This window comes from Streptomyces sp. NPDC048057, from assembly GCF_040653095.1.
Lineage (GTDB): Bacteria > Actinomycetota > Actinomycetes > Streptomycetales > Streptomycetaceae > Streptomyces.
Genome location: NZ_JBEZNF010000002.1, coordinates 60,978 through 73,753, shown reverse-complemented (window position 1 = coordinate 73,753; position 12,776 = coordinate 60,978). Strand labels below are relative to the sequence as shown.

At 71.7% G+C, this 12,776-nt stretch carries 9 protein-coding genes; 2 read left to right on the top strand and 7 right to left on the bottom strand.

Annotated features, from left to right (window positions below; genetic code table 11):
- Nucleotides 1-41: 41 nt before the first annotated feature.
- Both AB0E05_RS02465 and AB0E05_RS02460 read right to left on the bottom strand, forming a co-directional pair.
- Nucleotides 42-1,013, bottom strand: a complete 972-nt coding sequence (locus AB0E05_RS02465) for a hypothetical protein (protein ID WP_361957469.1) — start codon at nucleotides 1,011-1,013, stop codon at nucleotides 42-44.
- Nucleotides 1,010-2,524 (bottom strand): APC family permease, encoded by a 1,515-nt coding sequence (locus AB0E05_RS02460; protein WP_361957466.1) that lies wholly within the window; start codon nucleotides 2,522-2,524, stop codon nucleotides 1,010-1,012. Before AB0E05_RS02460 ends, AB0E05_RS02465 begins: the two co-directional genes overlap by 4 nt.
- 284 nt (nucleotides 2,525-2,808) lie before the next feature.
- Between AB0E05_RS02460 and AB0E05_RS02455 the strand changes: the two genes are divergently transcribed.
- Nucleotides 2,809-3,525, top strand: coding sequence for a GntR family transcriptional regulator (locus AB0E05_RS02455; protein ID WP_361957463.1), 717 nt, complete (start codon nucleotides 2,809-2,811; stop codon nucleotides 3,523-3,525).
- Nucleotides 3,526-3,652: 127 nt separating this feature from the next.
- Here the strand turns inward: AB0E05_RS02455 and AB0E05_RS02450 are convergent, their stop codons facing one another.
- From AB0E05_RS02450 to AB0E05_RS02430, 5 genes are all read right to left on the bottom strand, one after another.
- Complete coding sequence (locus AB0E05_RS02450) at nucleotides 3,653-4,489, bottom strand: urea carboxylase-associated family protein (protein WP_361957460.1); 837 nt, start codon at nucleotides 4,487-4,489, stop codon at nucleotides 3,653-3,655.
- Nucleotides 4,490-4,688: 199 nt separating this feature from the next.
- Nucleotides 4,689-5,435: a class I SAM-dependent methyltransferase gene (locus AB0E05_RS02445; protein ID WP_361957457.1), complete on the bottom strand. Its 747-nt coding sequence runs from the start codon at nucleotides 5,433-5,435 to the stop codon at nucleotides 4,689-4,691.
- Between the two features lie 145 nt (nucleotides 5,436-5,580).
- Nucleotides 5,581-8,118, bottom strand: a complete 2,538-nt coding sequence (locus AB0E05_RS02440; protein ID WP_361957454.1) for a SpoIIE family protein phosphatase — start codon at nucleotides 8,116-8,118, stop codon at nucleotides 5,581-5,583.
- A gap of 181 nt (nucleotides 8,119-8,299) precedes the next feature.
- Nucleotides 8,300-10,738, bottom strand: coding sequence for an MFS transporter (locus AB0E05_RS02435; protein WP_361957451.1), 2,439 nt, complete (start codon nucleotides 10,736-10,738; stop codon nucleotides 8,300-8,302).
- A gap of 313 nt (nucleotides 10,739-11,051) precedes the next feature.
- Complete coding sequence (locus tag AB0E05_RS02430) at nucleotides 11,052-11,498, bottom strand: SRPBCC family protein (protein ID WP_361957448.1); 447 nt, start codon at nucleotides 11,496-11,498, stop codon at nucleotides 11,052-11,054.
- 198 nt (nucleotides 11,499-11,696) lie between these two features.
- On the opposite strand from AB0E05_RS02430, the gene AB0E05_RS02425 reads away from it, so the two are divergent.
- Nucleotides 11,697-12,755, top strand: a complete 1,059-nt coding sequence (locus AB0E05_RS02425; protein WP_361957445.1) for an Rv2578c family radical SAM protein — start codon at nucleotides 11,697-11,699, stop codon at nucleotides 12,753-12,755.
- Nucleotides 12,756-12,776: the final 21 nt, after the last annotated feature.

Below are 12,776 nucleotides of genomic sequence, written 5' to 3'. Positions count from 1 at the left end.
TGTGTCCGTCTTCTTCTTGGCCGGGTGCGCCGGCCGGGCCGTCAGCCGGAGGTCAGCAGATGGTGGGCCACGCCGTCCGTGTCGAAGTCCACCAGCACCCCGCGCAGGATGCCGTCGGAGTACTCGCTGCCCGGGTTGACCGCGAGGGTGCGGCCCAGGCGTACGTAACCCCGGCTCTCCAGCGCCCTGCCGTGCAGCGACAGGACGGGCTCGTACCGTTCGACGACCTCGCGCACGGCGGTGCTGCCCGACGGCGCCACGATCTCCTGACCGGCCTCGGTCCTCGGCCGCAGCTCCTCGTCGAGGACCACGGCGGAGTCGAGTTCGGAGTCGTACGGAGGACAGTGGGTGTGCAGGACGAGTTGGGCGCCGGAGCGCTCCACCCCGTCCAGCGCGGTGGCCAGCCGCTGCGCCAGCTCCTCCTCCGGCAGGTCCCGCTCGCACTGCCACGGCGTCGCGTTGGAGTAGCCGACGCCGACCAGCACCCTACGGTCGTCCAGTTCCACCGCCCGGCCCTCGGTGAGCAGGGCCGCCGGGGAGTCGTCGATGAGCGCGTCCAGCGCCGTGGGGTCGTCGTTGCCGCAGCAGACGAACAGGCGCACCCGGTCCTCGGGCAGCCGGTCGGCGGCCAGTTCCAGCCAGCGCCGCAGCCGTTCCGCGGCGAGCCGGTGGAACAACGCGTCGACGGCGGCAGGATCGTCGTCCAGCGCGGCCAGTTCGTCCGGGTCGGTGCGGAAGGCGTACGCACCGACGTCCGCCGCCCGCCTCTCGAAGCCGGCGACCTCCCGGTCCGTGCACAGCTCGACGGGGACCCCGTCGAGCACCGCGCGCCACTCCCCCGCCCGGTGGCGTACGACCGGTGCCATCCGGGTGCCGGTGAGGTTGCCGCCGAGCACCAGCACCTGGGCGTCGTAGGTGGAGGCCGCGCTCAGGAACTTGGTGAAGCAGCGGTCCGCGGCGCGCAGGTCCGTCGCGAAGTACAGCCTGGTCCCGGTCGTGCCGTTGGCGTTCATTCTCCGCTCAGCTCCTTGAACGCGGCGTCGAAGGGCAGGCCCCGGGCGAGGTGGAGCCGCCGGGCCACGCCGAAGACGACGAGGCCGATGACCCAGAACCCGGCGAAGAACAGCAGGCCCGTGGTGCCGTTGGCGTCGAACGCGTCATTGGTGAGGAACGCGTACACCATCGCGCCGAGCATGAGCGCGGACGCCGCTCCGGCGATCACGATGAGCGGGACGCCGAGCACCCGGATGTCGGCGGCGGAGCCCCGGAACAGCCGGGGCCGTAGATAGGGGAAGGCGATCGCGGCCACCGAGACCGTCAGGAAGGTCGCGATGAAGCCGAGCGTGGCCCCCGCCAGGAAGGTCACGTCGCCGTCGAACGTGTAGTACACCAGCGCCAGCGCGGAGCAGAGCGCGAACACGACCAGGGCGTTGACCGGGGTCCGGCGGCGGCTGTGCAGGGAAGCCAGGCCCTGCGGCACGATCCGGTCGAACGACCAGGCCGAGAAGCAGCGGCTCATGGTGGCCGTCGAGAAGATCAGGTTCCCGATGATCAGACAGAGGAAGGAGACGTTCACGACCGTGGAGAACAGCCATCCGGGTCGGGTGAGGACCGCCAGATAGGAGAAGTCGGGGGTGGACTCCAGCGGATAGTGCTCCGGCGCCGCCGAGGCGAGGTAGTTCGCCGCGGCGAGGAAGTCGGTGCTCCAGACCCGGGTGGCGATCAGCGCCATGACGAGGATGACCGCGCCGCCGATGAGCGCCGAGCCGTAGATGGCCTTGGGCACGGTCCGGCGCACGTTCTGGACCTCGCCGGTGGTGTACGTGGAGCACATCACGAACATCGTGGCCAGGCTGATCAGCGCGACGGCCTGCACGGTGGGGCCGAAGCCCTCCGGGCGGGACTCGAAGCCGGCCTGTCGGGCGGATTCGATGACGCCGTCGTACGACGCCTGCCGGTCGACGGAGGCCACGAAGGTGTCGTGGCCGGCGAACGCCAGGACCGCCAGGGTGATCAGCAGCAGCACCGACCCGGTGGAGAACGCGGCCTTCATCAGGCGCATCGCGAACCGGGTCCCGATGATCATCGGGATGGTGGTGAGGGCGATGAGCGCGATGCCGACGAGCAGCACGACCCCCTTGTGCGACATCGCGCTGACCCCGGCGGACCAGCCCAGCGAGGCGAAGAAGCCGGAGAGGTAGACGGTGGTGAACTGGTTCACCAGCAGACCGCCGAAGAGGATGTTCCACCCGATGAAGCTGAAGTTCGCGGCGAAGCCGATCGACGGGTGGAAGACCCGGGACACGTAGAGGTACTCGCCGCCGGAGCGCGGCAGGGCGAGGGCGAACAGGACGTACACCGTGGCCAGCGCCAGTGCGGGCAGCATGGCCAGCAGGACGGCCAGCGGTAGGTTGGCGCCGGGGAAGGTGAAGGGGACCACGACGAGCGTGGCGACGGCCGCCACGAAGTTGACGAGCAGGATGTTCCCGATGACGGCGTCGGCGCCGGAGATCTGCCGCACCACCCCCGTGGAACGTCGGACGAAACCCTGGTGAGTGCCTCGGACCCCGGGCGCGGTGGCCCAGCGAGACGAGACCGGGCCCGACGAGGCCCGATCCGACGAGGCTCGATCGCGCCGTGCGGCGGTTCTCTCGCTAGTCATGAGCGCAGACGCTAGATTGCTCAACGATCCATGTCAATGAATTCGGCGAGCATCCGAAAGGGCCAGGCAAATCGGGCTTTTAGCCTGCAAAACCTCGCCACCGAGCCATCTTGATTGTTGAATCACATGACTCATACGATGACTCGGTGACCCAACACGTGGCGGACAAGGCAGACGGTACGAGCAGGCCGGGCGCGGCAGCCGACGGCGAGGGGATCGCGTCCGCCGACCGGGTGGCCGCGAGGATCCGGGAGCTGATCCTGCAAGGGGAGCTGGCGCCGGGCAGCCGGCTGCGCGAGGTGCAGCTCGCGACGCTGTTCGCCATCTCGCGCAACACCCTGCGCGAAGGGCTGCGCCTGCTGGTCACCGAGGGGCTGGTGCACCAGGAGCTGCACCGCGGCGCGGTGGTCGCGTCCATCGACGTCGCACAGGTGCGGGACATCTACCGGGTCCGCCGGGTGATCGAACCGCAGGCGATCGCCGCGAGCGCCCTGCTGGACGACGCCCGGCTGACGGCCCTGGAGTCCGCCGTCGAGGCGGTCGAGCTCGCCGCGGCGCAGAAGCGCTGGCGGGACGTGGGCACCGCGAGCCTCCGCTTCCACCAGGCGCTCGTCTCACTGCTGGACAGCCCGCTGTGCGACGACTTCTTCCGCCGGCTCGGCGCGATGCTGCGGCTGGCCTGGGGGGCGGTCGGCAACGAGGCCGAGTTCGAGCGGCCGTGGCCCCAGCGCGACCGCGATCTGTACGAGCTGATCAGGCGCGGCCGGATCGACCACGCCCAGGGCGTCCTCGCCGTCTACCTCGACGACTCGGAACGCCTGGTCCTCGCGGCACTGCGGTCGGCCCGGGGCCCGGCCGACTGACTGGGCGCAGGGGGGTTGAGGGGCGCGGGGAACTGCGCGAGAAACCACGATGCACCCGCGGAGACCAACGCCCCCGCAGGGAACGGCGGCTCCGTCCAGAGGCCCGACGGACGATACCCGGCAGGGCCTAGCCCTGCGGCCAGCGCGGCAGCGTCATTCCGTGCAGGCCCTGGTACGCGGCGCGCCGCGGCTGCTCCCAGCCGGCGAGCAGCCCGGGGTCCGGGCGGTAGACCTCGACCCCGATCGGATGGCAGGTGTCCAGCGGGTCACGGGCGTCCGGTCCCCACAGCGGCACGGACAGGTCGCCGCCGGGGCAGGTGGACAGCGCGCAGAGCAGGTCCGTCTCCGCGAGGAACTCGAAGTGGTCGCCGGGCTGCGCCGGGCACGGGTTCATGAAGTAGCGGTCCTCTTCATTGAGCCCGGTGCACTGGAAGACGTTGAGCACGTCGTGGACGTCGAACTCGGTCAGCCCGTACGGCAGCACCGCCCGCACCAGGTTCGAGTGGCAGTGGAAGTCGAAGTCCACCCCGCTGAGCATCCGGTTCACATAGGGGTCGCACCGGGTGCCGAGCAGGTCGTGGACCCGGCCGCCGTCCCCGTCGCGCCCGTAGGCGGCGAGGGTGTCCTTCGTGATGGTCACCAGGGGGCGGAGGAACGGCAGGTTCGACCACAGCCGGTCGTAGGTGGTCACGTGTGCCGCCTGGAGTTGCCGGGTCCGCGCGGCCCACAGCCGCTCCCGGGGGTCGTTCGCGTTCCAGATGTTCAGATCGCCGACCTGTGGCCCGTCCACCGTCACCAGCCTGCACAGATGCCCGGCGGGCACCTCCCAGGCGCGGCCCGAGCGGATCGGGATCTCGAAGAAGTCCACCAGTTCGCGATCGCCGTCGGCGATCTTCCGGTAGAACTCCCGGTCCACGGCCAGCGCACCGCCGCCGTTCGACCGGTATGCCGCCTCTGCGCCCAATGTCTTCCCTCCCCGGATTCGTTGGACCGATCGGCCCGGGGCTCACCGTAGCCATTTTTGTTCCACAATCCAAGGGTGCATCTGATCGGTACTACGCTAGCCTGCGGAAACTGGTGGCAGCGGCCACCCGTTGATGTGCCGCGGAGAGGGAAGGTTGTCCTACCAAACCGGACGGGCGTGGTGGGCGCACCCTGGGCGGTCAGCCCGTACGGCCGACGACCGACCACTTCGACGGCAGCTCGATCCGGGAGCCGTCCTGCTCGTACTCGGTCGTCGTCAGCGGCAGGTCGCCACCGGCGAGGACGGTGAGGCCCGTGGACTCGAAGAGGTCGACGGCGGCGGCGTCGGCGACCGCGCCCGGCACGATGCCGTGCTTGAAGACGGGTTGGAGCTTGGGCGGGGGCCCGTCGGGCGCCTGGGCCAGGCTGGCGAGGCGGGCGCCGGCGGCCTCGGCCAGTTCGACGACGAAGGCGCGCCCCCGGTCGCCGAGGAGGACGGCGAGCGTCTCGACGAGGGGGCGGCGGTCCTTGGGGTCGGCCTGGTGGAGCACGCCCCGCATGTAGACGTTGCAGTCGCCCAGCTCCTCGTGGAGTTCGGCGACCGCGTCCTTGTCCACGGCGTCGATGCGCCGGAAGGATATCTCGCCCGACGGCCGGTCGCCCTCGGCCGCCAGGGCGGCTCTGGCCAGCTCGATCGCGGCGGCCGACAGGTCGAGCCCCATCACCCGGGGGAAGCGGTCGGCGAGGAAGCGCGTCTGGGTGCCGTTGCCGCAGCCCAGGTCCAACAGGGTGAGCCCGGGGGCGTCGACGAGCGGTTCGTACAGCGCCAGGTGCAGCCCCGCGGTGAGGGTGGGATCGGCGTCCCAGATGACCTCGCCCGGCTCGTCACCGGGGACCTCGTTCCAGAACCCTTCCCAGGCATCCTTGTACCGGCTCGTGACGCTCATGAACAGCTCCCCAGGTCAAAGACGTGACGTCAAGATCGGTGTATCGCGCTGGGGTTGTCACGGCAAGTGCACAGACGGCACCTTCGTACGAATTCGCCGGACACGACACCAGATCCCCCCAGGGCCTGCGCTTGTGGATCAGGCCCTAACGCAATCCCCGCTCCAGGCCGACCTCGAACCAGACGGTCTTGCCGTCGCCGGTGCGGCTGGTGCCCCACTCCCGGGCCAGCGAGCTGACCACCCGCAAGCCCCGGCCGGCCTCGTCGTCCGGGCCCGCGTCCAGCAGGGTGGGGAGGGTCTGGTCGTCGTCGAAGACCTCGCAGAGCAACGTCTTGGCACGGACCAGGCGCAGCTCGGCGCGGCGGCCGGCGGCGTGCCGCACGGCGTTGGCGACGACCTCGCCGACGAGCAGTTCCACGGTGTCGGTGACGGAGTGCAGGCCCCAGTGGCGCAGCTGGCCGCGCACCAGACGGCGTGCCCGGGCGGCCTCCCGCGGCTCCAGGGACAGCTCCCAGGTGGCGACGGACTCGGCCGGAACGCCGTTGAGCCGGGCCATCAGCAGGGCCACGTCGTCCTTGCGTCCGCCGCGGGTGTTCAGGGCGCGGATGATGGTGTCGCAGGCGGCGTCCATGGACGCGGCGGGGTGGGCGGCGGACTCGCACAGCGCGGCGAGCCCGACGCCGATGTCCTCGCCGCGCACCTCCACCAGCCCGTCGGTGCACATCACCAGCCGGTCGCCGGGCGCCACCCGCACCCGTCGGCTCTCGAAGGGCACGCCGCCGACGCCGACGGGCGCGCCCGTCGGCAGGTCGAGGAGTTCGCTGCGGCCGTCGGCGGCCCGGACCAGGACGGGCGGCACGTGGCCGGCGTTGGCGATGACCAGTTCGTGGCCGATCGGGTCGTACACGGCGTACAGACAGGTCGCGAGGTAGTTCTCGCCGAGGCGCTGGGCGAGGTCGTCCAGGTTGCGCAGCAGTTGCGCGGGCGGCAGGTCGAGGGCGGCCATGGTCTGCACGGCGGTGCGCAGCTGGCCCATCATCGCGGCCGAGTTCAGACCGTGGCCCATCACGTCGCCGACGACGAGCGCCACCCGGGAGCCGGGCAGCTTCACGGAGTCGAACCAGTCGCCGCCGACCCGGCCCAGGAGGGTGCCGGGGAGGTAGCGGGTGGCGGTGTCGCAGCCCGCCATCTCCGGTGTGACCTGCGGCAGCATCGAGTCCTGGAGGGTCTCGGCGACGTTCTCCTGGTAGGTGTACATCCGGGCGTTGTCGAGTACGAGGCCGGCGCGGGCGGCGAGTTCGGCGCCGGTGACCCGGTCCATGTCGTTGAAGACCGGCCTCTCGGGGTGGCGCAGCAGGATCATGAAGCCGAGCACCACGTTGCGCGCCTTGAGCGGGACCACCAGCATCGACCGGCCGTTGATCAGCGGGCGGATGTCGCGCTTTTCGAACTGCGAGGCGATGGCGGTGCCCATCTGCTCGCTGATGCGGGGCACCAGGACGGGGGATCCGCTGGTCATGCACTGGAAGAAGGGGGTGTGCTCGGGGAACGGCATGGACTCGCCGACCGGCACCACGTCGTCCCAGCGGCCGGGCTCGTCGACGTGCTCCAAGGCGACCCGGTGCCACAGGGTGGTGGCGTCGGGCGGGCCGTCGGGGAACCCCTCGCCGGCGATGACCTGTTCGCGCAGATAGGTGCCGGCCACGTCGGTGAAGCGCGGCACCACGGCCGCGCTGACCTCCTCGATGGTGCGGGCGAGGTCCAGGGAGGAGCCGATGCAGCCGCTGACCTCGTTGAGGAACTCCAGCCGCTCGCGTACGGCGGCGTATTCGAGGTCGTCGTCGAGGCCGGTGCGGTCGGCGCGGTCGATGGGGAGGCCGGCGGCCACGGCTTCCTGGGCGGCGCGCCGGTGGGCGCGGCGTTCTGCGTACCGGGCCACGCCCCAGTCGGCGGTGACGGGCACCCGTTCCTGGTGGCTGAACTCCAGGACGGGATAGCCGAGTTCCAGCACCTGCTCGACGATCCGGGTGGCTTCCCGGACGCTGGTGCTCGGCAGGATCTCGGGGAGGCGGCGGCCGAGTTCGTCGACGTCGGGGAAGTCGCTGGGCAACCCGAAGGCGGGAGTGACGCGCTCGCCGGCCGCGGCACCCGGGTCGGTGTCGGTGTCCGGTCCGTCCGCGGCGGTGAGTTGGGCCGCGTCGGCGGCGAGGACGAGCAGGCGGGCGCGGCCGGTGCCGACGAGGGGGTAGGCCCACCACAGCACGTCGACCCGTCCCCGTCCGGGCGCGGGGAGGCGGGCGCGGCCCGCCGTGGGGTACGCGGCACGGCCCCGGAGTGCGGGCCCGAGACCGGGTCCGATGCCCTCGCGCTCGTGGGCTTCGCGTTCCCCGGCTGTGAGTTCGTCGCCGTCGTCATCGAAGTCGGCGGCGTCGAAGTCGGCGTCGAAGGGCTCGTCGTCGGTGGATGCGGCGTCGAACGCCGGGGCGGCGTGCGGGCGCGGGACCGGGAGCAGGTCCGTGGCGCGCCGTCCCACCGCCTCCTCCCGAGCGGCGCCGAACAACCGCCGGGCGCCGGTCGACCAGTGCGACACCAGGCCGTCGCCGTCCACGACGATCACGGCAAGCGGAATCCGGCCAGCCGCGGCGAACTGCCGTGGCACTCTCGGCGGAACGCCACTGTCCATGGGTGGAGGGCTCCTTCCCTGCCGCGGGGCTGCGCGGCTCACACCACCGTACGGGGCGCGGCACTCCGTGCGTGGCGCAACAGCCGAAAAGGTCGTGCGCCCGCGCAAATCGGGTGGTGTTCCCGCCCCGCGCGTGCCGTGCGCGCCCCGTGGTCCGTGCGGACGGGGGTGGGCTGCGGTGTCAGTCCTCGTGCCCCAGTTGGAGGTCGCGTTCGGTGCGACCTCCGCCGGCGACCTGGAGGACGGTGGCGACGGGCGGGTAGCCGGCGGCGATCACGGTGTACTCGCCCGACGACAGGTCGACGAAGCGGAACGTGCCGTCGGCGCCGGTGGTGAGGGTGTCGACCACGTTGCCCGCGGCGTCCAGCAGGGTGACCCGGGCGTCCTCCACGGGCCGACCGCCGCCGGCCCGCACGGTGCCGCGCAGCACGGCGCCGCCGGCGAGTTCGATGTCCTGCCGGGTCTCCCGGGACGCCTGCACGCTCACCGGCAGGGCCGCGGGGCGGAAGGCGGGAGCGCTCGCGGCGAGGGTGTACTCCCCCGCGACGAGTTCGGTCATCACGTAGCCGCCCTCGCGCCCGCTGCGCGCGGTGGCGACGACGTCGCCGCGGACGTCGGTGAGGGTGACGGTGGCATCGCGCACCGGTAGGCCGTCGGCGGTGAGCACCGAGCCCGCGAGCCGGCCCGCGCCGCCGAGGACGACGTCGAGGTCGACGGGGCGCTCCCCGACGGTGACGGCGACGGCCTGGGGTTGGTGGCCGCCGGCCGCCGCGATCATCACGTACGCCCCGGGCCCCGGCACGCTCAGCGCGTACCGCCCGTCCTCGCCGCTGGCGCCGCGGCCGATCTGCTGCCCGCGGACGTCGATGAGGGTCAGTGCGGCGCGGGGCACGGTCGTGCCGTCGTGGTGCAGCACCGCGCCGCAGACGGGGACACCGAAGGTGGTCGCGGGCGCGCTGCGGGCCGGTGGCACGGAGGCGGCCGGTGCGGCGTACGCGGAGGGGTCGAGCGCGGAGGTGTCGTAGCTCTCGGCGGTCGGGACGTTCTGGGACACCAGTGATTTCTCCTTGAGGAAGAAGGCGAGGACGAGGCCGAGCAGCAGCACGGGCACGAGGAAGAGGAAGATCCTCGGCATGGCGTCGGCGTACGCGTGCACATAGGCGTCGCGCACGTCGGGCGGCAGTGCGTGGACGAGTTGCGGGGTGATGGACTCGGGGTCGAGTCCCTCGGGGAGTCCGGCGCCCTCGGGCAGCCGGTCGGCGAGCGCGTCGGCGAGCCGCTGGGCGAAGAGGGTGCCGAAGACGGCCGCGCCGACGCTGCCGCCGATCTGCCGGAAGTAGTTGTTGGCGCTGGTGGCGGTGCCGAGGTCGGCGGGGCGCACGGAGTTCTGCACGGCGAGGATCAGCACGGGCAGCACCAGTCCGATGCCGATGCCGAGGACGGCCTGCCAGATGCTGTACTCCAGCCGGGACGTGTCGGTCTCCATGCGGGACAGCAGCCACATGCCGATCGCCGAGAGCAGTCCGCCGAGGATGGGGTAGGGCCGGTAGCGGCCGGTGCGGCTGATGAGTTGGCCCGAGACGACGGAGGCGACGACGACGCCGGCCATCATCGGCAGCATCAGCAGCCCGGACTCGGTGGCGCTGGCGCCGTCGACCATCTGGAGGAAGGTGGGCAGATAGCTGGCCGCGCCGAACAGGGCGACGCCGACGACGGCCCCGATGAGTCCGGAGACGTTGAAGACGGAGTCGCGGAAGAGCCGGAGCGGGATGAGGGGTTCGGCGGCGTGCGCCTCGACCACGAGGAACAGCAGGGCCGTGACGGCGGCGCCGGCGGCGAGGCCCAGGATGGTGCCGGAGTCCCAGGCGTGCTCGGTCCCGCCCCAACTGGTCAGCAGCACCAGACAGGTGGAGGAGGCCGTGAGCAGCAGCATCCCGAGGACGTCGAGGCGGGCGCGGGCGGTGGGCTTGGGAAGCTTGAGGACCAGGCTGACCACGAGCAGGGTGACCAGCCCGAACGGCACGTTGAAGTAGAAGCACCAGCGCCAGGAGACGTGGTCGGTGAAGAAGCCGCCGAGCAGCGGCCCCGCGACGGAGGCGAGGCCGAAGGCGGCGCCGATCAGCCCCATGAAGCGTCCGCGGTCGCGGGCCGGGACGATGTCCGCGATGATCGCCTGCACTCCGATCATCAGGCCGCCCGCGCCCACGCCCTGGAGCGCGCGGAAGGCGATGAGCTGGTCCATGGTGCGCGACCAGCCGGCGAGGGCGGAGCCGATGACGAAGACGACGATCGCGAACTGGAAGACGCCCTTGCGTCCGAAGAGGTCGCCGAGCTTGCCGTAGATCGGCAGGCCGACGGTGGAGGTGAGGAGGTACGCGGTGATCGCCCAGGACATCCGGTCCAGGCCCTGGAGTTCACCGACGATCTTCGGGAGCGCGGTGGCGACGATCATCTGCTCCAGCGCGGCCAGCAGCAGCGCGAGCATCAGGGCGAAGAAGACCAGGCGCACCCGGCGGGGGCTCAGCGACTGGCCGGACGCGGACGGAGGCGCAGGCGGGCGGGGGCCGCCGCGGTCCGGCGGTGCGGCCTGCTCGTCCTTCACCAGCGTGCTGCCGCCCACGTGTCCGCTCCCCTTCGTCAACCCCGTCGATTCCCTCGCGCGGCCCTTGCGCGGGCGTCATTCTTCACATTCGCCGTGAAGGAGGAGCAACCGGCTGTGACGGCCGGAGACGGGGGTGGGGCGGTGGCCCAACTGCCGTGCGGGGGGCGCGTGTCAGGCGCTCATCAGGGGCTTTTCCCGCGGCCCGTGGTGCGCGGGGCGCAGCCCGACACCGCGGGGAAAACCACTCGAACCGGTGAGCGCCCCGACGTTCGTGGAACGGTCGGGCACGGCCGCCCGGTAGCGGGGTGAGGGGACGCGCGAGGGGTGCGCGTCAGCCCTTCTCGACCTCGGCCGCGAGGTTGGCGAGAACGCCGTCGTAGATGCGGGCGAGCCCCTTGGGTGCGAAGGTCTTCTCGAAGAAGCCGCCGATGCCGCCGGCACCGTTCCAGACGGTGGTGACGACGGCCTTGGAGCGGCTCTCGCCGGCGGGGGTGACGGTCCAGGTGGTGACCATGGAGGAGTTGCGGTCCTTCTCGACGAGCTGACCGTCGGAGGGCTCGGTGACCTCCAGCAGACAGTCGCGGACGCGCTTGCTGGTGGCCTGGAGCCGCCAGTGGACGAGGGTGCCCTCGCCGTCGCCGCCCTCCTGGACCTCGTACTCGCTGAAGTGCTCGGTCAGCAGCTTCGCGCGGGTTTTCTCGTAGTCGGCCAGGGTGTCGAACACCGTCTCCGCTTTGGCCGCGATGATCCGTTCCGTCGTGGCCTCGACCTGCGCCATTGCTGTTCCTCCAGCGTGTGGTGGTTCAAGGGGTGCCGCTAGCCAACCACCTCCCTCCCGCGGACCCAAATCCGGGTCCGGTCAGGGCGGCGAGCCGGGTGGCTCAGGCAGGGTCGCGGGCGCCCCCCGACGATCAAGGGAACATGTGTTCTATTCTCGTGGTCGTGCTGTTCGACGGACGACCGAGGAGGCGACCCCATGCGCTGGGACCATCTGACCGAACGCCCCGCCCCCGCCGGCGACGCCGCCCTCTTCGCCGCGTCCGCCGTCACCACCAGGACCTTCGACACCCCCGAGTTCCGCGGGATCACCTTCCACGAGGTGCGGGCCCGCTCGATCCTGAACCGGGTCCCGGGGGCGTCCCGGATGCCGTTCGAGTGGACTGTCAACCCGTACCGCGGGTGCACGCACGCCTGCGTGTACTGCTTCGCCCGCAAGACCCACGGCTATCTGGACCTCGACACCGGCCTCGACTTCGACTCCCAGATCGTGGTCAAGGTGAACGCCCCCGAGCTGCTGCGCCGCCAACTCGCCTCCCGGCAGTGGCAGGGCGCGCACGTCGCCATGGGCACCAACGTCGACTGCTACCAGCGCGCCGAGGGGCGCTACCGGTTGATGCCGGGGATCATCGAGGCCCTGCGCGACCGCGCCAACCCGTTCTCGATCCTCACCAAGGGCACGCTGGTGCTGCGCGATCTGGACCTGCTGGTGCAGGCCAGCGAGGTGACCGAGGTCGGGATCTCCGTTTCGGTGGGCTTCGTCGACACCGCCCTGTGGCGCACCGTCGAGCCGGGCACCCCCTCGCCCCAGCGCCGTCTCGACGTGGTGCGCACCCTCACGGACCACGGCATCGGCTGCGGCGTCCTGATGGCGCCCGTCATCCCCTTCCTCGGCGACGAGCCCGAGCAGTTGCGGGCCACGGTGCGGGCGATCGCCGAGGCCGGTGCGACCTCAGTGACCCCGCTCGTGCTCCATTTGCGCCCCGGCGCCCGCGAGTGGTTCATGGCGTGGCTGGCCCGACACCACCCGCGGCTCGTGCCCCGTTACGAGCGGTTGTACGCGGACGGCGCGTACGCCCCCACCTGGTACCAGCGCCGGATCACCCGGTACGTGCACGAACTGGCCGCGGACTTCGGCATCGGCCCCGCGGACCGCGCAGCGCCCCGACGCATCAGGCGGCCCGCTCCCCCACCGGAGCGGGGCGCGCTGCCCGACGGCCGGCCGGACCGCGAGCCCACCCAGCTCACGCTGCTCTGAGCACGCCCGGGGGAAGCGGCG